At 71.0% G+C, this 25,087-nt stretch carries 22 protein-coding genes; 15 read left to right on the forward strand and 7 right to left on the reverse strand.

Annotation, left to right across the window (positions count from 1 at the left end):
- Positions 1-12 precede the first annotated feature (12 nt).
- The gene (locus tag H4F90_RS08415; protein ID WP_220486111.1) at positions 13-1,536 is read right to left on the reverse strand and encodes an acyl--CoA ligase; all 1,524 of its coding nucleotides are present in this window, start codon (positions 1,534-1,536) and stop codon (positions 13-15) included.
- 366 nt (positions 1,537-1,902) lie between these two features.
- Between H4F90_RS08415 and H4F90_RS08420 the strand changes: the two genes are divergently transcribed.
- A complete protein-coding gene (locus tag H4F90_RS08420) occupies positions 1,903-2,514 on the forward strand; it encodes an IMPACT family protein (RefSeq protein WP_182663482.1) in 612 nt (203 codons plus the stop codon).
- A 77-nt stretch (positions 2,515-2,591) separates the two neighbouring features.
- A complete protein-coding gene (locus H4F90_RS08425) occupies positions 2,592-3,050 on the forward strand; it encodes a DUF4864 domain-containing protein (protein WP_182663484.1) in 459 nt (152 codons plus the stop codon).
- 19 nt (positions 3,051-3,069) lie between these two features.
- Here H4F90_RS08425 and H4F90_RS08430 read toward each other — a convergent pair whose 3' ends face one another.
- Positions 3,070-4,362, reverse strand: coding sequence for an FAD-dependent monooxygenase (locus H4F90_RS08430; RefSeq protein WP_182663486.1), 1,293 nt, complete (start codon positions 4,360-4,362; stop codon positions 3,070-3,072).
- Between the two features lie 227 nt (positions 4,363-4,589).
- Here H4F90_RS08430 and H4F90_RS08435 point away from each other — a divergent pair, with 227 nt between their 5' ends.
- The gene (locus H4F90_RS08435) at positions 4,590-5,687 is read left to right on the forward strand and encodes a tartrate dehydrogenase (RefSeq protein ID WP_182663488.1); all 1,098 of its coding nucleotides are present in this window, start codon (positions 4,590-4,592) and stop codon (positions 5,685-5,687) included.
- A gap of 19 nt (positions 5,688-5,706) precedes the next feature.
- Here H4F90_RS08435 and H4F90_RS08440 read toward each other — a convergent pair whose 3' ends face one another.
- Both H4F90_RS08440 and H4F90_RS08445 read right to left on the reverse strand, forming a co-directional pair.
- Positions 5,707-6,036, reverse strand: a complete 330-nt coding sequence (locus H4F90_RS08440) for a hypothetical protein (protein WP_182663490.1) — start codon at positions 6,034-6,036, stop codon at positions 5,707-5,709.
- A gap of 98 nt (positions 6,037-6,134) precedes the next feature.
- A complete protein-coding gene (locus H4F90_RS08445; protein ID WP_407926176.1) occupies positions 6,135-6,845 on the reverse strand; it encodes a DUF4197 domain-containing protein in 711 nt (236 codons plus the stop codon).
- 90 nt (positions 6,846-6,935) lie between these two features.
- On the opposite strand from H4F90_RS08445, the gene H4F90_RS08450 reads away from it, so the two are divergent.
- A complete protein-coding gene (locus tag H4F90_RS08450) occupies positions 6,936-7,430 on the forward strand; it encodes a TlpA disulfide reductase family protein (RefSeq protein WP_182663493.1) in 495 nt (164 codons plus the stop codon).
- 15 nt (positions 7,431-7,445) lie between these two features.
- Here H4F90_RS08450 and H4F90_RS08455 read toward each other — a convergent pair whose 3' ends face one another.
- The 3 genes from H4F90_RS08455 to H4F90_RS08465 form a co-directional block, all read right to left on the reverse strand.
- A complete protein-coding gene (locus H4F90_RS08455) occupies positions 7,446-8,582 on the reverse strand; it encodes an HPP family protein (protein ID WP_182663495.1) in 1,137 nt (378 codons plus the stop codon).
- A gap of 77 nt (positions 8,583-8,659) precedes the next feature.
- Positions 8,660-9,640, reverse strand: coding sequence for a lipoyl synthase (gene lipA / locus H4F90_RS08460; RefSeq protein WP_182663497.1), 981 nt, complete (start codon positions 9,638-9,640; stop codon positions 8,660-8,662).
- 13 nt (positions 9,641-9,653) lie between these two features.
- A complete protein-coding gene (locus H4F90_RS08465) occupies positions 9,654-11,666 on the reverse strand; it encodes a sigma-54-dependent Fis family transcriptional regulator (protein WP_182663499.1) in 2,013 nt (670 codons plus the stop codon).
- A gap of 453 nt (positions 11,667-12,119) precedes the next feature.
- Here H4F90_RS08465 and H4F90_RS08470 point away from each other — a divergent pair, with 453 nt between their 5' ends.
- The 11 genes from H4F90_RS08470 (at position 12,120) to H4F90_RS08520 (ending at position 25,068) form a co-directional block, all read left to right on the forward strand.
- Positions 12,120-13,163, forward strand: a complete 1,044-nt coding sequence (locus H4F90_RS08470; RefSeq protein WP_182663501.1) for an FAD-dependent oxidoreductase — start codon at positions 12,120-12,122, stop codon at positions 13,161-13,163.
- An 87-nt stretch (positions 13,164-13,250) separates the two neighbouring features.
- Positions 13,251-13,856, forward strand: coding sequence for a thioredoxin domain-containing protein (locus tag H4F90_RS08475; RefSeq protein ID WP_182663503.1), 606 nt, complete (start codon positions 13,251-13,253; stop codon positions 13,854-13,856).
- A 128-nt stretch (positions 13,857-13,984) separates the two neighbouring features.
- Positions 13,985-15,040, forward strand: coding sequence for an ATP-NAD kinase family protein (locus H4F90_RS08480; RefSeq protein ID WP_182663504.1), 1,056 nt, complete (start codon positions 13,985-13,987; stop codon positions 15,038-15,040).
- A gap of 23 nt (positions 15,041-15,063) precedes the next feature.
- Positions 15,064-16,047: a thiamine pyrophosphate-dependent dehydrogenase E1 component subunit alpha gene (locus H4F90_RS08485; protein WP_182663506.1), complete on the forward strand. Its 984-nt coding sequence runs from the start codon at positions 15,064-15,066 to the stop codon at positions 16,045-16,047.
- A 35-nt stretch (positions 16,048-16,082) separates the two neighbouring features.
- Positions 16,083-17,099, forward strand: coding sequence for an alpha-ketoacid dehydrogenase subunit beta (locus H4F90_RS08490; protein ID WP_182663508.1), 1,017 nt, complete (start codon positions 16,083-16,085; stop codon positions 17,097-17,099).
- The gene (locus tag H4F90_RS08495) at positions 17,099-18,205 is read left to right on the forward strand and encodes an acetoin dehydrogenase dihydrolipoyllysine-residue acetyltransferase subunit (RefSeq protein ID WP_182663510.1); all 1,107 of its coding nucleotides are present in this window, start codon (positions 17,099-17,101) and stop codon (positions 18,203-18,205) included. The genes H4F90_RS08490 and H4F90_RS08495 overlap by 1 nt, the downstream gene beginning before the upstream one ends.
- Positions 18,192-18,962, forward strand: coding sequence for a lipoyl protein ligase domain-containing protein (locus tag H4F90_RS08500; protein ID WP_182663512.1), 771 nt, complete (start codon positions 18,192-18,194; stop codon positions 18,960-18,962). Before H4F90_RS08495 ends, H4F90_RS08500 begins: the two co-directional genes overlap by 14 nt.
- Positions 18,963-19,401: 439 nt before the next feature.
- Positions 19,402-21,357 carry a pyrroloquinoline quinone-dependent dehydrogenase gene (locus tag H4F90_RS08505; protein WP_182663514.1) on the forward strand — a complete coding sequence of 652 codons (1,956 nt, stop codon included), beginning with the start codon at positions 19,402-19,404 and terminating at the stop codon, positions 21,355-21,357.
- A gap of 78 nt (positions 21,358-21,435) precedes the next feature.
- Positions 21,436-21,810, forward strand: a complete 375-nt coding sequence (locus H4F90_RS08510; RefSeq protein ID WP_182663516.1) for a c-type cytochrome — start codon at positions 21,436-21,438, stop codon at positions 21,808-21,810.
- Positions 21,811-22,137: 327 nt separating this feature from the next.
- Positions 22,138-23,268, forward strand: coding sequence for a porin (locus H4F90_RS08515; protein WP_182663518.1), 1,131 nt, complete (start codon positions 22,138-22,140; stop codon positions 23,266-23,268).
- 66 nt (positions 23,269-23,334) lie between these two features.
- The gene (locus tag H4F90_RS08520) at positions 23,335-25,068 is read left to right on the forward strand and encodes a methanol/ethanol family PQQ-dependent dehydrogenase (RefSeq protein WP_182663520.1); all 1,734 of its coding nucleotides are present in this window, start codon (positions 23,335-23,337) and stop codon (positions 25,066-25,068) included.
- The last annotated feature ends 19 nt before the right edge of the window (positions 25,069-25,087 follow it).

The raw sequence follows: 25,087 nt of genomic DNA on the forward strand, positions 1-25,087 counted from the left end.
GAAATCCGGTGCTCAGCCCGTCAGGCCCAGCTTGGCGGCCAGGCCGATGCGCTGCAGCTTGCCGGTGGCCCCCTTGGGGATCTCGTCCATGAACAGGATCTTCTTGGGCACCTTGAAGTCGGCGGCGCGCTGGCCGATGAAGTCCTGCAGCTCGCGCTCGCTGAGGGCGGCGCCCTCGCGCAGCACCACGCAGGCGGCCACCTCCTCGCCCAGCTTGGGGTGGGGCATGGCGAAGGTCACGACCTGGGCCACGGCCGGGTGGTCCATCATGATTTCGTCGACCTCGCGCGGGCTGATCTTCTCGCCGCCGCGGTTAATGATCTCCTTGAGGCGGCCGGTCAGGCTGATGTAGCCGTCGCTGTCCTTGATGCCCTGGTCGCCGGTGCGGAACCAGCCGTTGGTGTAGGCCTCGGCGTTCGCCTTGGGGTTGCTTTCGTAACCGGCGGTCACGTTGGGGCCGCGGATGACGATTTCGCCCACGGTGTTGGCCGGCAGGATGCGGCCTTCCTCGTCCATGATCTCCACCTCCGGACCGCCGGGCAGGCCCACCGCACCGGGCTTGCGCACCCCGGGCGGCAGCGGGTTGCTGGCCATCTGGTGGGTGGCCTCGGTCATGCCGTAGGCCTCGATCAGCGGGGCCTTGAAGACGGCCTCCAGCTCGGTGATGACCTGCGGCGGCATCGAGGACGAGGACGAGCGCAGGAAACGCAGCGGGTGGCGCGCGATCACGTCGGCGTTCTTGCCGGCCCGGGTCAGGATGGCCTGGTGCATGGTCGGCACGGCCGTGTACCAGGTGGGCTTGGCCTCGTCCATCCAGGCGAAGAACTTCAGGGCGTTGAAGCCCGGGGTGCAGAAGACCTGCGAGCCGGCCGACAGCGGCGCCAGCACCCCGGCGATCAGGCCGTGGATGTGGAAGAGCGGCATGATGTTCAGGCCGCAGTCGGTGGCGGTGAACTGCAGGGTGGCGCGGATGTTCTGCGCCGAGGCCGCCAGGTTGCGCTGCGACAGCGGCACGATCTTCGGCCGCGAGGTGGTGCCCGAGGTGTGCAGCACCATCGAGACATCGTCGGGCTCGGCGTCGCCACCGTGGGCGGCCGGGGGGCCGCCTTCCACGCCGTCGCGCGGCTGCAGGGTGAAGCTGCCGGCGGCCTCGCCGGCGATCAGGTCCAGCACGCGCACGCCGAGCTTCAGGGCCACCTCGATGGCCGGGGAGCTGCTGCCCTGCTCGACGATCAGCGCCTTGGCCTTGAGGTCGGAGAGATAGAACTCGAACTCATCGGCGCGGTAGGCCGGGTTCAGCGGCGCGCTGGTCACGCCACGGGCGCAGGCCATGTAGCAGGCGGCCATCTCGGGGCCATTGGCCAGCACGATGGCGACGCGGTCGTTGCGGCCGATGCCCAGGCCGTTGAGACGGGCGATCGTCGCATCGATCAGGCTGCGCAGCCCGCCGAAGCTCAGCGGCGGCCGGCCGGGGGCGGAGAGGGCGGGGGCGGTGTCGGCGCCGGTCGCGAGAAGCGACTTCAAGGTCGTTTGCATGGTCATCCCGTGGAAGTGCGCGGAAAGGATGGCCCAGCGGTCAGCCTCCTCGGACACAGAACCTGGACCGCCGCGAGGGCGGTCTGCTCATCTGGCGCCCCGCGGGCCGGCGGTCGGGCCGGTGCGGGGCTGGGGCGGATCGCGCCCTCCCGCCGCGCAGCACGCGGGTCTCGGTGCCGGGGACGGGGTCCGTCGTGTGTCGCCCGGGGCGGCCGATGCACGACGAGTCGGGTGGCGGGCGTTCCCGCGACCCTGAGGTCAGGTTTATAGCGAAAGGCCGCCGATTCAGGGATCAGGAAAGCTAGCGCAGGCCTTCAGCAAGATTGACGGGCTCGCCGCGCGAGCCCGCCCGCATAAGCTCGGGCCATGCCGCTCAGCCTGTCTGCCGCCGTCCACAGCGAATTGCTGATCCAGAAGAGCCGCTTCCTCGGCTGCGTCGAGCCGGTGACCGACCGCCGGGAGGCCCAGGTCCGGGTGGCTGCACGCTGGGCCGAGCATCCCGGCGCCAGCCATGTCTGCTGGGCCCTCCTGGCCGGCGGCCAGTCGGCCGCGGTCGATGACGGCGAGCCCGGCGGCACCGCCGGCCGGCCGATGCTGGAGGTGCTGCGCCACCAGGATCTGGACGGCGTGCTCGCCACCGTCGTCCGCTACTACGGCGGGGTCAAGCTCGGGGCGGGCGGCCTGGTGCGGGCCTACACCGACGCGGTCGCCCAGGCCCTGCTGCGAGCCGTGAAGGTGCCGCGGCTGCGCTGGCTGCCGCTGGGCTGCAGCCTGCCCTATGCCCTGGAGGGCCGGCTGCGTCGCGAGCTGGCCGCCGCGGGGGCGCGCGGCCTGCAGGTGCAGCACGGCAGCGTGATGGTCGATTGCCGTTTCGAACTGCCCGACGAGCGCCTACCCGCCCTGCGTGCCCAGCTCGATGCCCTCGGCCAGGGCCGGCTGCTGTGGCATGCGGAGGGGGAGCCCCCGGTCCACGGGTGACCCAGGCCGCTCCTCGGCCGCGCTTTGCTGTCATATTGGCCGCACAAGCCACCGCCCCGGGTGGCGCCGGAGGCTCTATGCGACATCTTCCCGCCCTGCTCGTGGCCGGTCTGCTGCCCTTGCTGGCGGTGCCTGCGCTGGAGGCGGCATCCCGCGTCCGCGAGACCCCGCCCGAGGCCCTGGCCGGTGCCGAGGCGGGGGCGGTCCGTGCGGTCATCCAGGCCCAGCTCGACGCCTTCGCGGCCGACGATGCCGAGGCCGCCTTCAGCTTCGCGACCCCCGCGATCCAGCAGCGCTTCGGCAGCGCCGAGCGCTTCCTGTTCACCGTGCGTGAGGCCTACCCGGCCGTCTACCGACCGGCCTCGGCCCATTTCATGGCGCCGATGCGGGTGGGCAGCGAGGTGGTCCAGCAGGTCCGTCTGGTGGACGCCGACGGCGCGGTCTGGGTCGCGCTCTACACCCTGGAGCGCCAGCCCGACCGCACCTGGCGCATCCAGGGCTGCCAGCTCAGCCGCAGCCCCGGCCAGATGATCTGAGCCGGGCGGTCGGCGCGCCTCAGCGCCAGCCGTACATCATCTGCCGCGCCAGCGCCCGCCGCACCGGCGCGAACTGGCCGACGGCGGCCAGGCCCAGCCCCCGCAGCGTCGACAGCGCCGGACCGGGCCAGGTGAAGCCCCGCGCCAGCAGGTCGGTCGTCGCGATCAGGCTCCAGCGGTCGGGCGCACGCTGCCACTCGATGCGACGCAGCGCGGCCTTCAGGTCCAGCGGGCTGCCGCTGCGGTGGGCCCGCTCCTCGGCCGCGACCAGGGCAGCCACCAGGGCCTGGGCATCGCGCAGGCCCAGGTTCAGGCCCTGGCCGGCCACCGGGTGCAGGGTCTGCGCGGCATTGCCGATGCGGATCTGCCGGCCGGCCACCAGGCTGCGCTCGGCATTCAGGCCGAGCGCGAAGCTTTTCAGCGGGCTCAGGCCGGTCAGCGGGCCGACGGCCTCCGGGAAGAGGGTGTTCAGCAGGGCCAGGCGGCTGGCGCTGTCCAGCGGCGCCACCGGATCCTCGGCACTTGGCACACACCAGACCAGGGCGGCGCGCGGCTGGCCGTCGTCGGCCGAGGGGGTGGCGCCGCCGGCCACCCCGGGCGGCAGCGGCAGCAGCGCCGCCGGGCCGCTGGCGGTGAAGCGCTCCACCGCCATGCCGTCCAGCGGCCGGGCCAGGGTGACGGTGCCGACCCAGGCCGTCTGGCCGTAGTCGTGGCGCAGGGCCTTGCGGGCCTGCTCGGCGAAGACGCCGCCCTCGGCGATCACCGCCAGGTCGTGGCGCTCGACGATGCCGCAGTCCAGCTCGACCCCGTCGGCCTGCTCGCGCACCGCCGCCACCGGCGTGCCCAGTCGCAGCGTCAGGCGCTGCGGTTCGCGTGCGCAGGCGGCCTCCCACAGGGCCTGCAGCGGCGCGACCAGGGCGCCGTGCCGCATCACCGTGCCGAGTGCGGGCACGCCCAGCTCCTCGGCGGCGATGCGCACCACCGGCTCGCCCTCGGGCAGCAGCAGCGCGGCCAGCGGTCGCGGCAGCAGGCCGGGGCCCAGGGTCGGCGTCTGCTGCGAGACATGCACGCTGCGGATCGGCGTGCCGTGCGCGGCCATCGCCGCGCCCAGGCCCAGGGCCTCCAGCACCTGCACGCTGCCGAGCGAAAGCGCAAGCGTGCGCGGGTCGCGGCCCGGGTCGGCGCCGGGCGGTCGCGCATCGAAGACGGTGATCGCAGCCTGCGGCAGCGCCGCGGCGAGCTGCAGGGCCAGGCTCAGGCCGACCGGGCCGGCGCCGACGAGGGCCAGGGAAAGCGGGGCGGGGGCGGACATGCGGGCGGCGTGCGGGGCAGGGCGGACCTGCGGAGACGGGAGAAGGCCAGGTGCGGATGATGCCTGCGCGCGCGGGGGCGGGCTGGCCGCGCGCCCGGTGCCCTGCGGCGCACGGGGTCGGACGGCGTCGTGCGGGGGCGGGCATGCTGGCGGCCTACGCAATCCCCGCAGGCCGGTCGTCGGCCGGTCTGCCTAGCATCGGGGCCCCCAATGCGCCGAGACCTGCCATGAACCGACCCTTCCGCATTGCCGTCCTGCCCGGCGACGGCATCGGCACCGAGGTGATGCCCGAGGGCCTGCGCGTGCTGAAGCTGGCCGCCGCGCGCCACGGCCTGCCGCTGGAACTGCAGGCCTTCGACTGGGCCTGCGCCGACCACTGGCTGCGCCACGGCCGCATGTTGCCGGAGGACTGGTTCGAGACCCTGCGCGGCTTCGACGCGATCTACTTCGGCGCGGTCGGCTGGCCGGCGGTGGTGCCGGATCACGTCTCGCTGTGGGGCTCGCTGCTCAAGTTCCGGCGCGACTTCGACCAGTACGCCAACCTGCGCCCGGTGCGCCTGCTGCCCGGCGTGCGCGGCCCGCTGGCGGGCAAGCAGCCGGGCGACATCGACTTCCTCGTCGTCCGCGAGAACACCGAGGGCGAGTACAGCAGCGTCGGCGGCCGCATGTTCGAGGGCAGCGAGCGCGAACTGGTGCTGCAGGAGGCGGTCTTCACCCGCCACGGCGTCGACCGCATCCTGCGCCACGCCTTCCGCCTCGCACAGCAGCGGCCGCGCAAGCGCCTGACGGCCGCGACCAAGAGCAATGGCATCGCGATCTCCATGCCCTACTGGGACGAGCGGGTCGAGGCCATCGCCGCCGAGTTTCCCGATGTGCAGTGGGACCGCCAGCATGTCGACATCCTGGCCGCGCGCTTCGTGCTGCAACCCGAGCGCTTCGACGTGGTCGTGGCCAGCAACCTCTTCGGCGACATCCTCAGCGACCTGGGCCCGGCCTGCACCGGCACCCTGGGCATGGCGCCCTCGGCCAACCTGAACCCCGACCGGCGCTACCCCAGCCTCTTCGAGCCCGTGCATGGCTCGGCGCCGGACATCGCCGGCCAGGGCATCGCCAACCCGATCGCGCAGATCTGGTCGGCTGCGCTGATGCTGGACTTCCTCGGCCAGGCGCCCGGCGCCGATGCGGCAGCCGGCCGGGCGGCGCACGACGCCATCGTCGCAGCCATCGAGCAGGTGCTGCGCACGGGGCCGCGCACGCGCGACCTGGGCGGCCATGCCTCGACCCGCGAAGTCGGCGAGGCCATCGCCGCCGCCCTGGGCGGCTGAGCGCGGCGCAGGCGCCGACTCAGTGCAGCGGCGGGCGCGGGGCGCAGGGGGCGGCCTCGGCCGGGGCGCCGCGGGCGCCCTCGCTCAGCAGGCGCTGCCAGTGGCCGCGGATGCGCGCCAGGCTCAGGCGGAAGGTCGGGCTCAGTGCGGGGTGGGCGCAGAGCTGATCGAGGTTGTGCCGCAGCTTGCCGAGCATCAGCCGGCTCTGGGCATGGCAGGCCGGCGGGTGGCCCAGCGCGCAACGCTCGGCCACGGCGGTCATCAGGGCCAGCGTGCCGGCCATCAGCGGCTCGACGGCGGGCAGGCGGTCCTCGGCGAGGGCGACATCGGGGGAGAGGCAGGCAGGCATGGCACGCGCTCCGGCAGGGGGTGGGTCACCATGCTAATGCGAACCATTCTCATCTTATGCATGACCCTGCCCCGGGCAGGGCGCCTGCGCGCCCCGGCTCAGAGCCCGCCGAAGACCTTCTTCAGGATCGCGCTGCCGGTGGCCACCGGGTCCTTGCGGATCTTCTTCTCCTCTTCGCCGATCATGAAGTAGAGGCCGTCCAGCGCCTTGCCGGTCACGTACTGCTCGATGTTGGCGTCCTCCTTCTTGACCAGGCCGAAGCCCGAGGCCTTGGCCGCCACCGCGTTGTACTTGGCGGCCAGGTCGACCTTCTCGGTCTCGCGGCTGACGATGGGCAGGAAGCGGCCGTTCAGCGGCGTGCGCGTCTTGTCGGCGAAGAAGGCGGTGACCGAGGTGTCGCCGCCGCTCAGGATCTTCTTCGCGTCGGCCACGCTCATGTCGCGCACGGCCTGCTTCAGCAGGGTGACCGATTCCGGCACGGCGCTCTCGGCCGCGCGGTTCATGGCGGTGACCAGGCCCTCGACCCGCTCGCCCTGGCCCAGCTTCTTCAGCAGCTTGGCCCCGCTTTCCAGCGCGCCCGGCAGCGGGATGCGCACCTTCGGGTTGCCGAGGAAGCCGTCGGTCTTGCCCAGCAGGCCGACCGCGACTTCGGCCCCCCGCTCCAGCGCAGCCTTCAGGCCGGCGCTGGCGTCGGCGTCGCTGAAGGACAGCGCACGCGCCTGCGCCGCCCAGAGGCCCAGCAGCGCAAGCGCCGCCCCCCGGCTCATACACTGCCGGCGCAACACGTCGCTCGGGTCGATGGAACGCATGGTGGTCTCCTGGTTCTGAGGGCAGCCTGCCCGGTGGATCCGGCGCAGCGCCCGACCCGAAAGCGCCCAGCCTACACAAAGCCCGCGACCATGTCCCTCCGCCCCCGCTTCGCCGCCGTTCTGTTGGCCCTGGGCCTTGCCGCCACCGTCCTGCCGGCCTGCAGCCCGCAGTTGGCTCCCGAGGTCGGCTACACCTTGATCGATGGTCGCCAGGAACAGCTCAGCGCTTTGCGCGGCAAGGTCGTGCTGGTGAATTTCTGGGCCACCAGCTGCGCAAGCTGCGTGAAGGAGATGCCCGATCTCGCCGCCACCTACGGCAAGTACGCGGCCCGCGGCTACGACACCGTGGCCGTGGCCATGGCCTACGACCCACCCGCGTACGTGCTGAACTTCGCCAAGAGCCGCGCCCTGCCCTTCAAGGTCGCGCTGGACCACGATGGCGAACTGGCCAGGCGCTTCGGCGACATCCAGCTCACGCCGACCTCGGTACTGATCGACAAGCAGGGCCGCATCGTCAAGCGCTATGTCGGCCCGCCGAACTTCGACGAGCTGAACGCACTGGTCGAGAAGCTGCTGACGGCCTGAGGCCGCACGCGCGGCTCAGCGCCCGGGCCGAGGGGGCGTTCCGTCGGGGCCGGCGTCGGCGAGCGCCGCGACCACGTCGGACTGCGTGAGGATGCCGAGCAGCCGGCTGCCCGGCCCGACGATCGGCAGGTGATGGTGGCCGCCCTGCGCGAACAGCGGCAAGAGCTCGGTCAGCGGCCGGTCTGCACTGGCCACCCGCACCTGGCGGCTCATCACCTCCCGCACGGGCCGCCAGGGTTCGCCGGCCCGCGGAAGCGGCGTCCCGCGGATCTCGGCATCGCGGACCAGGTCGGCCAGCGTGACGATGCCGACCAGCGTCCCGCCCGCGTCCACCACCGGCAGGGCCTTGATGCGGTGCTGCCGCAGCAGTCCCCAGGCTGCATCCAGCGGCGTGTTCAAGCCCACGGTGATCGGCGGCCGGCGCATCAGGTCGCCACAGCGCAGCGCGCCCAGCCGCCGGCGGTGAGCCTGCCAGCGCGCGCTGCGCAGCAGATCCAGCAGCAGGTCGCGGGGGGCGTCGAGCACCTCGTTGTGGCGGGCCAGCAGCGCCTCCAGCTCGGCAGCGTCCAGCGCATCTGGGCTGCTTGCGGCCCCCGCCGCGGGCCGCGCCGCGCCACCCTGCGGATGCGGGTAGCGCTTGCCGGTGGCGTGGTTCCAGGCCACGCCGGCCAGCACCAGCAGCAAGGAGTTCAGGGCTGCCGGCATCCAGGCGAAGGCCGGATCCCGCATCCCGATCAGCACCATCAGCAAGGCCATGGCCCCGCCCGGTGGATGCAGGCAGCGCAGCAGCAGCATCAGCCCGATGGCCGTCCCGACACCCAGGGCCGCGGCGGGCACTGGTGCATCGAGGGCATGGACCGCCGCGATGCCGACCAAGGCCGACACCGTGTTGCCGCCGACCACGGCCCAGGGCTGGGCCAGTGCGCTGGACGGCAAGGCGAAGACCAGCACCGCGCTGGCCCCCAGCGGCGCGACCAGCCATAGCCCCGGCCCCTGGCCCCAGGGGCCGGCCCCGGCCAGCATGCTGCAGAGCAGGCCGGTCAGGCCGAGGCCGACGGCTGCCCCGAGCGCGGCGCGCAGCTGCTCGCGCCGGTCCACGGCTTGCGGCGCCGGGCGCAGCAGAGCCCACAGGGTGATCAGGCGGTCGGACATCCGGAAGCGGGGGTCAGCGGCAGGCTGGTCAGCCTACACCGCGACCGCTCCCCTGGGCCTGCGAGCCCGCAGACCGATCAGCCGTGCAGGCTCTCGCCGACCCCGGCGGCATGGGCCTGCTGGTCGGCGTGGTAGCTGCTGCGCACCATGGCGCCGACGGCGGCGTGGGAAAAGCCCATGGCGTAGGCCGCGTCCTCGAAGCGCTTGAAGGTGTCCGGGTGCACGTAACGCCGGACCGGCAGGTGGTGGCCGCTGGGGGCCAGGTACTGGCCCAGGGTCAGCATGTCCACATCGTGCGCGCGCAGGTCGCGCATGACCTCCAGGATCTCCTCGTCCGTCTCGCCCAGCCCGACCATGATCCCGCTCTTGGTCGGCACCTTGGGGTGCAGGGCCTTGAACTTCTTGAGCAGGTTCAGGCTGAAGGCGTAGTCGCTGCCCGGACGCACCTCCTTGTACAGGCGCGGCACCGTCTCCAGGTTGTGGTTCATCACGTCCGGCGGGGCCTGGGTGAGGATGCCCAGGGCGCGGTCGTCGCGGCCGCGGAAGTCCGGGGTGAGGATCTCGATGGTCGTGGCCGGGGAGAGGGCGCGGGTCTGGCGGATGCAGTCGACGAAGTGGGCGGCGCCGCCGTCGCGCAGGTCATCGCGGTCGACGCTGGTGATGACGACGTACTTGAGCTTCAGCGCGGCGATGGTCTTGGCGAGGTTGGCGGGCTCGTCGGCGTCGAGCGGATCGGGGCGGCCGTGGCCGACGTCGCAGAAGGGGCAGCGCCGGGTGCACTTGTCGCCCATGATCATGAAGGTGGCCGTGCCCTTGCCGAAGCACTCGCCGATGTTGGGGCAGGAGGCTTCCTCGCAGACGGTGTGGAGCTTGTGCTCGCGCAGGATCTGCTTGATCTCGTAGAAGCGGGTGCTGGGCGAGCCGGCCTTGACGCGGATCCAGTCGGGCTTCTTGAGCACCTCGGCCGGGACGACCTTGATGGGGATGCGGGCGGTCTTGGCCTGGGACTTCTGCTTGACCGTCGGGTCGTAGGCCGGGGGAAGGATCGATTCGGGCACGAAAGTCTCGGGTTCAGAGCAGGTTCGGGGGCGTGATGCCGTGGCGCTTCATCTGCCGGTAGACGGTGGCGCGGCAGATGCCAAGCTCCTGCGCGGCCGAGGTCACGCACCATTTGTGCCGGCGCAGGGCCTGCAGCAGCAACTGGCCGCCGTCCGACAGGCCGGCGGCCTCGGCCGGCTGTTCGCTTGCCGCCGTCGCTCCAGCGAGGGCGATGGGCGGGGGGGCGGTCCGGTCCGCCTCGCGCACTTCGCCAGGCAGGTCGTCCAGCGTCACCGGCGCATCGCCGCTCAGGGCCACCGCGAAGCGCAGGGCGTTGCGCAGCTCGCGCACATTGCCGGGCCAGCGATGGCGCAGCAGGGCGGCCACGGCCTCGGGGCTGAGCTCGGCGGCCTCCAGGCCCTGCGCCCGGGCTTCCTCGTCGAAGAGGGTCTCGATCAGGAAGAGCTTGTCCTCGCGCTCGCGCAGCGGGGGCAGCCGCAGCGTGGTGCCGGCCAGGCGGAAGAAGAGATCCTCGCGGAAATGGCCCTGCTCGACGCTGCGGCGCAGGTCGCGGTGCGATGCCGCGATCACGTTGAGCTTGACCGGGATGGGCTGGTCCGCGCCCAGCGGCAGCACCTCGGATTCGGCCAGCACGCGCAGCAGCCGGGTCTGAAGGTGCAGCGGCATGTCGCCGATCTCGTCGAGGAAGAGCGTGCCTTCGTCCGACTGCGCGATCAGGCCCTTCATGCCCTTGCTGCGGCCGCCGGTGAAGGTGCCGGGCGTGTAGCCGAAGAGCTCGCTCTCGATCAGCGATTCCGGGATGGACGCGCAGTTGACCGCCACGAAGGGCTTGGCCGCACGCTGGCTGTGGCCGTGCAGCGCCCGGGCCAGCACCTCCTTGCCCGAGCCGGTCTCGCCCTGGATCAGCAGGTTCACGTTGCGGTCCACCAGGCGCTTGGCCTGGCCGATCAGGCGCTGCATGGCCGGGTCGCTGCCGGCCAGGCCGTCCAGCGGACCGTCGATCGGGCGCGTGTCGCCAGCCCGCGCCGGCCGGCGCGGGCGCTGCGGCAGCACGATGGCCTCGGGCCCGCCGGCCGTGCGGCCGCGCGGCGGCACCAGCGCCGGATAGAAGTGCTCCTGCTGATGCGACCAGACGCTGCGCAGCTCGCCCGCCCCGCTGCGGGCCAGGGCCCAGACCGCGTCGACCGGCGTGTCCAGCACCTCGGAGAGGTTCAGGCCGACCAGCTGGCTGTCGGTCGCGCGCAGCGCGCCACCGTGGCCCAGGCGGCGCCGCGCGCCGGTGTTCGCGCCGATGATGGTGCCGTCCTCCTCCAGCGCGAGCATCACCTCGCTCGACACGTCGACCAGGCCGGCCGACTTCCCCAGCCGCAGGATCCAGTGCCGGGCGAAGTGACGCACGAAGTTCGCATCCTCGATGGTCTGCGCATACATCTTCGTCATCTGCAGGATCAGGTGCTGGCTCTCGCGCGCCTCGGGCGAGCGCAGGGCCGAGACGTCCAGCGCGCCCAGCAGCTGGCCATCGGGCGCGAACAAGGGGGCCGAGGTGCAGGTCAGCGCGATGTGCGTGGCATCGAAATGCTCGGTCTGGTGGCAGGTGATCGGCGTCTGCTCGATCAGGCAGGTGCCGACGCCGCAGGTGCCGGCATGGGCCTCGTTCCAGTCGGCGCCCAGGTAGAGGCCGGCGGCCTTCAGCAGCGGTTCGGTGGCGGGGTTGCCGATGTAGTCCACCGTCACGCCGTCGGCATCGGTCAGCAGCAGCATGTAGCCGAGGTCGGCCACGCGCCGGTACATCTCCTCCATGCCGGCCCGGGCCACGCGCAGGAAGCCTTCCATGCGCTGCTGGTGCTCGCGCAGCTGGGTGGACGGCAGGATGCGCGCCGGGCTCGGCCGGGCGGGGTCCAGGCCGTGCTGCTTCATGCAGCGCGACCAGGACTTCTGGAACAGGGTCTCGGCCCCGGCGGCAGGGCCGCCCAGCATGCCGACGGACAACACATGGTCGATGTGCTGACTGACCAGATTGGGCATCACGTGTCTCCTCGTCGCGGTCGCTTCAAGGCGACCGTCTGCCATGGTCCGGATCATGGTCCGGCCTGAGCCTGCGATCTTGCGGAGTCCCTGGCCCGGCCCGGCTCCGCGTTTGCCCTCCTAGCGCCGGAACCTGGTCGGGCTCCTGGAACACGACGCGGCGGGCGCCGTCTCCAGCCCTGCGGTTCCGGTCGACGCAGGCTTGCAGTCTGGCTGCGAGGTCCGTGCCAGGCCGAAAGGCCGGTCGAGCTGCGTTTTCCGGGGCCTGGCCTCCGGAGCAACCCGCGGTTCCGGGCCGGCGTTGCGCAACAGTTGTCGCAAAGAGCCTGTTCCGCATGCGACACCTGTCGCAGGCCGCGGGGCTGGCGCTCGCCTGCCGCGCAAGCACTGTTCTTGCTGCATGGCGGCCATGTCCGATGAACTCTCCCGCCCCGTGCCGGCGTGCCGGGTCGCATGAAACCGCCCGTGCTGCACCTCGGCATCGCCGGCGCCGGCCTGGTCGGCCGCCTGCTGGCTCATGGCCTGAGCCGGGCCGGGCACCGGGTCAGCGTCTTCGCCCGCTCCTCCGGCCCCGAGCCGCCGGCCAGCGCACGCGCCGCAGCCTCCTTCGCCGCGCCGGGCTTCGTCGGCCGGCAGGGGCGCAGCGGCTCGCCGCATGCGCGCAGCCAGGTGCTGATCGACTGGCGCCGGCTTGACGGCGAACTCCAGGGCGCGCCCTGCCTGCGGGCCCGCGGCACCCTCGCGCTCGGCGAGCGGCCGCCGCCGGGAAGCCGCGGCGGGCCGATCGACGAGGCGGTGCCGCTGAGCCCGGCCCAGCTGGTCCGGCTCGAGCCCCGGATCGGCCGGCGCGAGGACGCCTGGCTGGTCACCGACGAGGCGGTGGTCGATGCCCCGGCCACCCTGCGTGCGCTGCATCGTCTCGGCACCGGGGTGCAATGGCACTGGGGCTGCGAGGCCCTGGCCGTCGAGCCCGGGGCGCTGGCCCTCAGCGGCAGCCGCCGCGGCTGGCGGCACTTCGACGCCGTCTTCGACAGCCGCGGCGTCGGCGCACGCGATGAGCTCGGCCTGCGCCTGCTCCGCCACGACATGATGACGCTGGACCTGCCGTCCCATGGCCTGCGGCGGCCGGTGCGCTGGTGCGCCGCGGAGATGGATCCCCTCGTGCCCTGGGCGCCGGTCCGGGTGCTGCTGCCGCAGGGCCCGGACCAGCTCGTTCTCGTCAGCAGCCGTGAAACCCCGAAGGATGACGGCGCGCCGCTGCCCCTCCTGGCCCTGCGACATCACCTCGACGCCGCCTGCGCGCTGATGCCCAGCCTGAAGCATGCGAGCCTGCGGCAGACCTCGCATGTCCTGAGCGCCGACGGTCGCCAGGGCCTGCCGTGGATCGAGGTCGAGACCCGGCGTGTCCGCATCAACGGCCTGGGGGCCGAAGGCTGGCGTCATGCGCCCGGCCTGGTCGACGAAGCCTTGAGCCGCTGGCAGACCCACCTCAGCTGACCGGGGTGGCCGCGCGGTCGCGGCATGCGCTTTGCACCCTCGGGCCATCGGCCCCCGCGACGGTGGCCTGGCTTGCGAGGATCTGCGATGACCCGATTGACCCTGCACGGAGCCCCGGTCTACACCGAGGGCAGCCTGCCGCCGCTGGGCCGGCGCCTGCCGCGCCTGGAGCTTTGCGGACGGGACCTGCTCGAGCACCCGCTCGACGCGCTGCCCGCCGTGCCCACCGTGCTTCATGTGCTGCCGAGCCTGGAGCTGCCGAGCTGCCAGGCCGCGCACCGCGCGGTCTGGGCGGCCGTCGCCGCGCAGCCGGGCTGGCAGATGGTGGCGATCTCGGCCGACCTGCCCTTCGCCCTGGCGCGCCTGGCCGCCGCCGACGACGCGAGGCTGCATCTGCGTTCCTGCTTCCGCCATCCCGGCTGGGCCCGAAGCCTGGGCCTGGACCTGGTCAGCGGCCCGCTGAAGGGCCTGCCGGCCCAGGGTCTGTTCGTGCTGGATGCCGGGCATCGCCTGCGCGCCAGCGAGCTGGTGCGCGAGCTCAGCGAGCTGCCGCAGCTGGGCCTGCTGCAGCGTGCGGCCGAGGCGCAGATCCTCCCGGCCGGCGCCCGGCCGCATCGGACCGCGGCGGGTCGATGCGACGCGACGCGAGCGACGGTCGTCGCATCGACGGATGTCGCATCTGTCGCGGCCTGATCGCGGGTTTCTCCGGAGCAAAGCACGCCTTCCAGGCGTTGAGGCGGGCCGGAGCCCCAGGCTCAGGCCGTGAGATCGGTGGCACGGGCTTTGCCCTTCAGGCTTCAGAACCTGAACGGAGACCCTGCATGCATGCCGCCCCCGATCCCGCCGATGTCTGTGTCGGGATCATCGCGAACCCGGTGTCCGCCCGGGACATCCGCCGCATCATCGCGAACGCCGGCAACCTGCAGATCGCCGAGCGGGTCAACATCGTGATGCGCCTGCTCAGCACGCTGGGCGCCTGCGGCGTCGGTCGCGTGCTGATGATGCCGGACAAGGCCGGCATCCGCGCCATGCTCAGCCGCAAGCTGGACGCGGAGCGCCGCATCCAGCGCGCCTTCCCGCAGCTGGACTTCCTCGACATGGACCCGCAGTCCACCGTGGAGGACACGCACGAGGCCACGCGCCGCATGGTCGACGCTGGCGTCAAGGCGCTCATCGTGCTGGGCGGCGACGGCACCCACCGCGCCGTCGTGCGGACCAGCACCGCGCTGCCCATCGCCGGCCTGTCCACCGGCACGAACAACGCCTTTCCTGAGATGCGCGAGCCGACGCTCAGCGCCATGGCCGTGGCCCTCTACGCCACCGGCCGGCTCGGCCCCGACGACGCGCTGATGCCCAACAAGCTGCTGGAGATCACCGTCGACGGCGGCAGCCGGCCGCCGCGGCACGACATCGCCCTGGTCGATGCCGTCATCTCCAGCAGCCGCACCGTCGGGGCCCGTGCGCTGTGGACGCCGGAGAGCCTGCATGCCGTCTACCTGGCCTTCGCCGATCCCGAGGCCATCGGCTTCTCGGCCATCGGCGGGCTGCTGGAGCCGGTCGGCCGCCGCATGCCCTTCGGCCTGGCCATCGAGCTGGCGCCCGAGGCGGCCCGGCCGACGCTCCACCTGAGCGCCCCGATCGCCCCCGGCCTCATGCACAGCCTGCCGGTCGCGAGCTGGCAGGCCATGCCCCCCGGCATGCCGAGCACCGTGGCGCTGGACGCCGGCATCGTCGCCCTCGACGGCGAGCGCGAGCTGCCCTTCGAGCGCGGCGAGCGCGTGCAGATCACCGTGCGCGAGCAAGCCTTTTTCACCGTGGACGTGTCCCGTTGCCTGCAGCTTGCTGCGCGCCGCGGGCTCTTCCATCACGCCCCCTGAGCCATCCAAGAGGAGACACCACCATGGCCCAAGCCCCCCTGCCCCTGAGCCGCGAGGACCTGCTCGCCTGCTACCGCCGCATGCGGACCATCCGCGAGTTCGAGGAGCGGCTGCACGTCGACTTCAGCCGCGGCGACATCCCCGGCTTCGTCCACCTCTATGCCGGCGAGGAAGCCACGGCCGTCGGCATCATGAGCCACCTGGGCGATGGCGACCGCATCGCCTCCACCCACCGCGGCCACGGCCACTGCATCGCCAAGGGCGTGGACGTGGTGGACATGATGAAGGAGATCTACGGCAGGAAGGGCGGCTGCGGCAACGGCAAGGGTGGCTCCATGCACATCGCCGACCTGTCCAAGGGGATGATGGGCGCCAACGGCATCCTGGGTGCCGGCGCGCCGCTGGTCTGCGGCGCGGCGCTGGCCGCCAAGGTCAAGGGCACGAAGGAAGTGGCCATCTGCTTCGTCGGCGACGGCGCGTCCAACCAGGGCACCTTCCTGGAGAGCCTGAACCTCGCGGCGGTGTGGAACCTGCCGGCGATCTTCGTGGTGGAGAACAACGGCTACGCCGAATCCACCTCGCGCGACTACGGCACGGCGGTCGACAGCTATGTGGACCGCGCCGCCGGCTTCGGCATCCCCGGCATCACGGTGGACGGCACCGACTTCTTCGCGGTGCACGAGGCGGCCGGCGAAATCATCCGCCGCGCCCGCGAAGGCGGCGGCCCCTCGCTGCTGGAATGCAAGATGGTCCGCTTCTTCGGCCATTTCGAGGGCGATGCGCAGACCTACCGCGCCCCCGGCGAGAACGAGCACAACCGTGCGCACAAGGACTGCCTGAAGCTCTTCGGCGCCGCCGTGACCGGCAGCGGCCTCGTCAAGGCCGCCGAGCTGGAGGCCATCGACCGGGAGGTCCTCGGCCTGATCGAGGACGCCGTCGTCCAGGCCAAGGCCGCGCCGCTGCCGAGCGCCGCCGACCTGCTCACCGATGTCTATGTCTCCTACTGAGACCCGCACCCCGAACCCCATCTGAGGAGACTTCCATGGCACGAAAAATCAGCATGAAGCAGGCCATCAACGAGGCCATCGACCTGGAGATGACGCGCGACCCGCGCGTCATCATGCTGGGTGAGGACATCGTCGGCGGCGCCGGTGGCGAAGGCGAGATGGACGCCTGGGGCGGCGTGCTCGGCGTCACCAAGGGCCTGTATGCCAAGCACGGCAACCGCCTGATGGACACCCCGCTGTCGGAGAGCGCCTACGTCGGCGCGGCCATCGGTGCGGCCAGCTGCGGCCTGCGCCCGATCGCCGAACTGATGTTCATCGACTTCATGGGCGTCTGCTTCGACCAGATCTTCAACCAGGCGGCCAAGTTCAAGTACATGTTCGGCGGCAAGGCGGAGACGCCGGTGGTGATCCGCGCGATGGTCGGTGCCGGCTTCCGCGCCGCGGCCCAGCACAGCCAGATGCTGACCCCGGTCTTCACCCACATCCCGGGCCTGAAGGTGGTCTGCCCCAGCAATGCCTACGACACCAAGGGCATGCTCATCCAGGCCATCCGCGACAACGATCCGGTCATCTTCTGCGAGCACAAGGCCCTCTACGGCGCCGAGTGCGAGGTGCCGGAGGGCAGCTACACCGTGCCCTTCGGCGAGGCCAACGTCGTGCGCGATGGCAAGCACGCCACCCTCGTCACCTACGGCCTGATGGTGCACCGCTCGCTGGAGGCTGCGGCCACCCTGGCCAAGGAAGGCATCGAGGTCGAGATCATCGACCTTCGCAGTCTGTCGCCGATCGACTGGGACACCGTGCTGGAGAGCGTCGAACGCACCGGCCGCCTGGTCTGCGTGGACGAGGCCAGCCCGCGCTGCAACATCGGCACCGACGTGGCCGCCCAGGTCGCGATGCAGATCTTCGGCGCGCTCAAGGGCCCGATCCAGCAGGTCGCCCCGCCGCATGTGCCGGTGCCCTTCTCGCCGACGCTGGAGGACCTCTACATCCCCAGCGCGGCCCAGATCGTCGAGGCCGTGCGCCGCACGAACGCCGGAGGCAAGCGCTGATGTCCGCCATCACCCCCATCGTCATGCCCAAGTGGGGCCTCTCCATGAGCGAGGGCCGCGTGATGGCCTGGCTGGTCGAGGACGGCGCGGACATCGAGGTCGGCCTGCCCATCCTTGATGTCGAGACCGACAAGATCGCCAATGCCGTCGAGGCCCCGGACCCCGGCCTGCTGCGCCGCCGCCTGGCGGTCGAGGGCGAGGTCTACCCGGTCAAGGCCCTGCTCGGCGTGATGGCCGATGCCTCGGTCAGCGAGGCCGAGATCGACGAATACATCGCCAGCTATGTGCTGCCGGCCGCCGAGGACGAGGGGGCCGACGCCGGCCCGCAGTACCTCTGGGCCGAGGTCCAGGGCTTCAAGCTGCGCTACGCCCGGCGCGGCGCCGAGACCGGCACGCCGGTGCTCTTCCTGCACGGCTTCGGCGGCGACCTCGACAACTGGCTGTTCAACCTCGACGCCCTCGGCGAGGCCCATCCCGTCCTCGCCCTGGACCTGCCGGGCCACGGCCAGTCCAGCCCGCGCCTGCCGGGCACCGGCCTGGCGGCGCTGGCCGGCGTGGTGGCGGCCTTCCTCGCGCAGCTCGATCTCGGGCCGGTGCATGTCGTCGGCCACTCGATGGGCGGGGCCATCGCCGCGCAGCTCGCGCTCGACCATCCGGCCGCGGTGCGCAGCCTCAGCCTGATGGCGCCGGCCGGCTTCGGCCCGGAGATCAACGTCGGCTACACCGGCGGCTTCGCGCGGGCCAGCAGCAAGCGCGAGCTCAAGCCCCTGCTCGAACAGCTCTTCCAGGATCCGGGCCTGGTCAGCCGGCAGATGATCGACGACGTGCTGAAGTACAAGCGGCTCGACGGCATCGAGGACCTGCTGGTCGCGCTGAACGAGGGCCTCTTCCCCGGCGGCACGCAGGCCGCGCTGCCGGGCCGGGCCCTGGCCGGCAAGCCCTTGCTGGTGGTCTGGGGCGCGGACGACCGCATCGTGCCCGCCGCCCACGCGGCCCATGTGCCGGCCGGTGCGACGGTGGAGATCTTCCCCGCCACCGGGCACATGGTGATGATGGAGAAGGCGAACGAGGTCAATCGCCTGATCCGCCAGCATGTGGGCGGCTGAAGCCCGTGCGGAGGAAGGCCCCGGGACGGGGCCTTCGCACGATCACGCCGGTCCCCCGGCCGACGCGGCGGAGGCCGGGCTGGCCCCCGCCGTCGAAGCGCGCCTGCTGGAGCGGGCGCAGGCGGCCGGGGGCCTGGTCGTGGGCGTCTGGGAGCCGCCCTGCTCGCTGGTCGTGCCGGCCAGCTACCAGCGCTACGAGCGCTTCGAGGCCCTGGGCGCCCGCTTCGCGGCCGCGGGCTGGCCCGTGGCCGTGCGCCGCAGTGGCGGCGGCCTGGTGCCGCAGGGCCCGGGCGTGCTGAACCTCAGCCTGGCCTGGCCGACCGCGGCCGAGCTGGGCACGGTGATGGAGTCGGTCTATCTGCGGCTGGGCGCGGTGCTACAGCAGGCCGTGGCCCCCTGGGGCCGGCGTGCCGGCCTGCAGCCGGTGGAAGGCTCCTTCTGCGACGGCCGCTTCAACCTGGCCATCGCCGGCCGCAAGATCGCCGGCACGGCCCAGGGCTGGCGCCGCCTGGCCGATGGCCGCTCGCTGGTGCTGGCCCACGCCTGCCTGCTGGTGGCGGCCGACCTGCCCGGCCTGGTCGACCAGGCCAACCGCTTCGAGGCCCACCTCGGCAGCGACCGCCAGTACCGCCTGGACACCCTGGACAACCTGCTGCCGCCGGCCGTGCAGGCCGATGCGGCCGCGCGGGCCGCTGCGCTGCGCGCCGTCGGCCAGGCCCTGCGCCAGGCGGCCGAGGCGGCCGGGCCGCTGGCCTGAGAGCGGGGCGGCTGGCGCGCCGCCGGCTGTTGGCTAGATGCGTTCCACGGTCCTCGCGCGATGCGACGTCCGTCACGCCGAAGGCGACATTTGGACGGTGACATCTGTCGCACACGGTGCGACGGCCCGGACATCCCGGCGTCAGGCTATTGGGGAGTGTGTTGTGCAAGGCCCCAGCCACGGAGATATCCGCTGCGGCCTCGGTCCAAGGGGTTGATTTCCTTCGGTTCAGCCCGGGGAGCGGAGAAATCGCTCATGGCGGAGAGTCCTTGGCAAGGTGTCCATGCTGCGCGATTGGCAGTGGCATATGTCTTGCGGAACACGCACAGCTCGAGAGCCTAGGCTCATCGTGCGAGACCGTGTAGAGCAATGCACGGATGTGGAGACAAAAGCAGCCCCTGGTCGCAGGCCGGCTGTTCAGAACCCCGAGGAGCAAGCAATGATTCTTCAGAAGACCGCCCTTGCTGTGGCTGCGCTGGCAGCTGGAATCGCAGCCAGTGCCGCCGACAACGGCAACTGGCGTGAGTACAACGGCGACAAGTCAGGCTCGCGTTTTGAGCCAGGTCTTGGCGTCACCGCGCAGAGCGTCAAGAACATGAAGGTGGCTTGGCGCATTCCGTTGCCTGGCAACCAGATCTCCGCAGACAACCCGGAGCTGCGGACCTGGGTCAACCAGTCGACGCCGTTGGCGATCGACGGCGTGCTGTACTCCAGCTCGCCGCTCGGCATCGTCACGGCGCTCGACGGTACGACCGGCAAGACCCTCTGGACCTGGGACGGTGGCGGCTGGGTCGACGGTACCCCGCCGAACCTGGGCTTCATCAGCCGCGGCGTCAGCTACTGGTCGGACGGCAAAGACAAGCGGCTCTTCGTCGGCACGCCCGACGCCTACATGGTCGCGCTGGATGCCAAGACGGGCAAGCCTGTCGAGAGCTGGGGTGACAAGGGTCGGGTGGACCTGACCAAGGGTCTGCGCCGGCCGATCGATCGCTCCCTGGTCAGCCCGACCACTCCGCCGATCATTTGCGGCGGGCAGGTGATTCCGAGTCTGGCCATCCTCGATTCCTTCGCCATCGGCCGTGATCCGCTGAAGTTCCACCCGCCGGGCGACGTGCGAGGCTTCGATGTCAAGACCGGCAAGCCGAACTGGACCTTCCACGTGCCGCCGCAAGAAGGCGAACTGGGCCATGAAACCTGGGAGGGCGGCTCGGCCAAGTCGACCGGCGGCGGCAACATGTGGACGCGCGCCAGCTGCGACGACGAGCTCGGTCTCGTCTACCTGCCCTTGTCCACGCCGGCCAATGACTTCTACGGCGGTCACCGCAAGGGCGACGGCCTGTTCGGCGAATCCCTGGTGGCCCTGAATGCCAAGACCGGCAAGGTCGTCTGGTACTTCCAGGTGGCGCACCACGGCCTCTGGGACTACGACTTACCGGCCGCGCCTAACCTGATGGACCTGACGGTTGATGGCCGCAAGATCAAGGCCGCTGTGCAGGTGACCAAGCAGGGCTTCGTCTTCGCCTTCGATCGCACGAACGGCAAGCCGATCTGGCCGATCGAGGAGCGTGCCGTGCCGCAGTCCACGGTGCCGGGCGAGAGATCCTCGCCGACCCAGCCCTTTCCGACCAAGCCGCGGCCCTTCGAGCGCCAGGGGGTGAATCTTGACGAGCTGATCGACTTCACGCCCAAGCTCCGCGAGGACGCCCTGAAGATCGCCGGTCGCTACAACCATGGCCCACTGTATTTCCCGCCGACCCTGGACAAGGCCGGCACCCTGCAGGTTCCGGGCGTCCTCGGCGGTGCGAGCTGGATCGGTGCGGCGCACAACCCCAAGACCAACATCCTCTACGTTCCTTCCTTCACCATCCCCTTCGGTATCAAGCTGAAGAAGGGCTCGACCGGGGTGTATGACTACACCGGCACCTGGGCCGGGGTGGGCGGCCCCGATGGCTTGCCGCTGTTCAAGCCGCCCTTTGGCAAGGTGACTGCGATCGACATGAACACCGGCGAACACCTGTGGGCCATTCCGGCTGGCCGTGGGCCCGTCGACCACCCGGCCCTCAAGGACCTGAAGCTCGATCGACTCGGCGTGCCGCGCCAGAGCCATATCGCGCTGACCGAGCAGGTGCTCTTCGTCGCGCCCGAGGGCACAAACAGCGTGATCGGCTTGTCGGCCCGCGGCAATGCGCTGATCACGCAGGCCACCAAGGACGAGCCGGAGCCTTTCCTCTACGCCCATGATGCGAAGACGGGCGCCTTGCTGGCGGAGCTTCGCCTCCCCGGCGGGGTCTTCGGCAACCTCATGACTTACTCCGCGGGCGGCAAGCAGTACGTCGTGGCACCGATCGGCGGTGCTGGCCTGCCAGCCGAGCTGGTGGCCGTGCAGGTCAATTGAGGTCTGGCTCGGCTGCGGCTTCCAGCACGCTGGGTCACCGCAGCCGGGCTGCAAGCTCCCAACCCCTCCCCCGACAGCATGAAATCCAATCTCGTTCGCGCCGGACTTTTGATCAGCTCGGTGCTGCTGCTGGCCCAGGCGATGGCCGGTGGCTCGCCGCCGCCCGATACCGAGAGCGGCCCTGGCTTCGCCCCCTTCGACCTGAGCGATCCCGTGCGGATCGATGCCGGACGCAAGCGCTTCGACTCGACCTGTGCCGCCTTCTGCCATGGCCATGCGCCGCCGCTGTTCATCGGGCGCAAGGATCTCGCGCCTGAACATGCGTTCAAGACGATCACCGATGGCGGGGGCGGTGCGACGCCCATGCCGCCCTGGGGGGACGTCTTCACCCGCGAGGAGATCTGGGAGCTCGTGGCCTACATCAAGCATCTGGGCACTCTGAAGCCAGAGTGATTCCGCCCGGGCACTTGGCCCGGATCACCAGTCCCCCAAGGGCTCACGGCAGACTCACGCCGTGAGCCCTTCTTACTTGGTGGGCATTTCCTGAGCGACTTCAGACCGGGTGCCGGCGTGTCGCAGTTGCGACATTTGCGACGCGTCATCTGCCGCGTGAACTGTCGCATTCACGCCCTGGTCCTATCTGCCGATGAGCGTAAGTCGTTCTTCCGGGCTTGGCACGGATGCTGCGCCAGCGCCTCTGCGAGGCCATCCAGGTCGCCGCGCAGCAGCGCACGGGTCGCAAGAGGCCCGTGCATCGACCTACAAACTGGAGGAGACACCATGAAACCCATCGCCAAGCACCTTTCGGCCGCCTGTCATCCACGCGTCCTGGCCACCGGCCTGCTCGCCACCGCGATGGCCGCCCAGGCCGAGACGACGGTGCAGATCTACGGCATCGTCGACACCGGCATCCAGGTGCAGAACAAGACCGCAGGCTCCAACGACGGCCGGGTCAGCATGAACACCTCGAACCTGCGCCAGAGCGTGTGGGGCCTGCGCGGCAGCGAGGACCTCGGCAACGGGCTGAAGGCCTTCTTCAACCTGGAGTCGCACATCGCCGTCGACACCGGCGGCCTGTTCGGCGATGGCCAGGGCGAGTCTCCGCTGTTCCGGCGCCAGGCCAATGTCGGCCTGTCGGGAAGCTGGGGCTCGATCACGCTGGGCCGCCAGTACGGCCCGGCCCTGCTCGCCCATGTGGCCACCGAGCCGCGTGCGTTCAAGGAGCAGTTCTCCAGCCTCTACACCTGGGCCTACAACCAGCTCGAGTCGATCAACGGCGGCGGTGCGAACAACACCAACGACGACGTCGGCATCTTCATGAAGAACGCCATCCAGTACCGCGGCAGCTACGGCCCGGTGACCGGCGGCATCCTCTATGCGCTCGGCGAGCAGGCCGGCGACACCTCGGCCAACAGCATCCTGGCGCTGGGCCTCACCTACACCGGTCCGGTCACGCTGTCCTTCTCGCACGAGTACATGAAGGACGCCAACACCGGCGAGAAGGTGGTCGAGCACACGGGCCTGGGCGCCGCGGTGAGCCTGGGCGACTGGGCCTTCAAGGGCAACTTCCACCGCTCGGACAACAGCGCCGAGGACGGCAGCCGCGTGTCCAAGGTCGATGTGCTGGGCCTGGGCGTGGACTGGAAGTGGAACCCGAACAACATGGTCACCGTCGCCTACTACGACGCCCGCGACAAGGAGAACCGCTCGAACCACACCAAGAACCTGGTGATCGGCAACGAGACCTACCTGTCGAAGCGGACCACGCTGTACGCGACCCTGGCCGTGGTCGATGCCGACACCGGGGCCACCGGCACGCAGGCGCTGCGGACCAGCATCGTCAACGACGCCAGCTTCCGCGCCGGCTCGACGACGAGCTTCTTCAACTTCGGCATCCATCACAACTTCTGAGTCCCGCCGGCCCCGCCCGCCGCGGGCGGGGCCGAAGCCGGGCACCGTCCCCACGAGGAGTCCACGATGAGCGTTTCATTCCGCACGCCGCTGCTGCTGGCTGCTGTGCTGGCCGCGCTGGCCGGTGCCCGGGCCCAGGAGGCCGCCGAGCCGCCCCTGGGCGTCAATGTGCTGGAGGCCACCTTCAAGTGGCGGCCCAACTACGTCAGCGACGACATGCTGATCCACGCCGACAAGGACGCCAACAACTGGCTGCACTACGGCAAGGACTACCAGGGCACGCGCTTCAGCGCACTCGGCCAGATCACGACCGACAACGTGAAGAAGCTGGTGCCGAAGTGGAATCTGTCCTTCGGCGTGAACGAGGCCCAGGTCAGCCAGACCACGGTGGTCAACGGCCGGGTCTATGTGACGTCCAGCCAGAACCGCGTCTTCTCGGTCGACGGGCTGACGGGCAAGATGCTCTGGAAGTACGAGCGCTCGCTGCCCAGCGACCTCGGGCCCAAGCTCTGCTGCGATGCTGTTAACCGCGGCGTGGCGGTCTACCGCGACATGGTCTACATGGCCACGCTCGATGCGCATGTCGTCGCGCTGAACAACACCACCGGCCAGGTCGTCTGGGAGAAGAAGCTCGGCGACTACCAGACCGGCCTGATCTACACCTCGATGCCGCTGGCTGCCAAGGGCCTGATCATCGTCGGCAGCTCGGGCGGGGACGTCGGCGCCAATGCCGGCCGCATCACTGCGCTGGATCCGGCCACCGGCAACGTCGTCTGGGAGACCCTGACCCGCCCGACCCGCGCCGACCACCCGCAGGCCAAGACCTGGGCCAACGAGTCCTGGAAGACCGGCGGTGCCTCGGCCTGGCTGACCGGCACCTACGACCCGACGACGGACTCCATCCTGTGGGGCGTCGGCAATCCGACGCCGGACTTCGACGCCAGCGTGCGCAAGGGCGACAACCTCTACAGCAACTCGACCCTGGCCCTGGACCCGGCCACCGGCAGGATCAAGTTCCACTTCCAGTACACGCCCAACGACGCCTGGGACTACGACGGCAACAACGAGGTCATCCTCGTCAACGACGAGAAGGGCCGCAAGGTCTGGCTGCACGGCGACCGCAACGGCCACCTGTACTCCATCGACCGGACCAGCGGCAAGTGCCACTGGGCGGTGCCCATCGCCCGGGTGAACTGGGTGACCGGCTTCGGCGAGAACTGCCGGCCGATCGTGAACCCGGACAAGGTGCCGCGCTACGACAAGGTGGTGACCGACATCGCCCCCATCCTGGACGGCGGCAAGGAGTGGCATCCCGCGGCCTACAGCCCGCGCACCAAGCTCGTCTACGTGCCCTTCATCGACAGCTCGATGGACATCCAGGCCAAGAAAACGGAATGGAAGAAGGGCGAATGGTTCCTCTCCTCGCGCGTGCTCAAGGCCAACCCCTACACCGGGGGCGTGAAGGCCTTCAACGCGACCACCGGCGAGCAGGTGTGGTCGCGCCCGCAGAGCACGCCGGCCACCAGCGGCCTGCTGGCCACCGCCGGCAAGCTGGTCTTCAGCGGCGACGCGGAAGGCTGGTTCAGCGCCCTGAAGGACGACAGCGGCGAGGAGCTGTGGCGCTTCAACGTCGGCTCCGGCATCCACGGCAACCCCACCACCTTCACCGTCGACGGCAAGCAGTACGTGGCCATCGTCTACGGCCCGGGGGGCGGCAGCCTGTGGCCGCTGGTCTACGACGAGCTGTTCAAGCGCAACAACCGCGGCGGCGGGATGATGGTCTTCGGGCTCGCCGAGTGAGCCCGGGCTGCCGCGCCAG

This window comes from Aquariibacter albus, from assembly GCF_014145335.1.
In the GTDB taxonomy this organism is placed as follows: domain Bacteria; phylum Pseudomonadota; class Gammaproteobacteria; order Burkholderiales; family Burkholderiaceae_C; genus Aquariibacter; species Aquariibacter albus.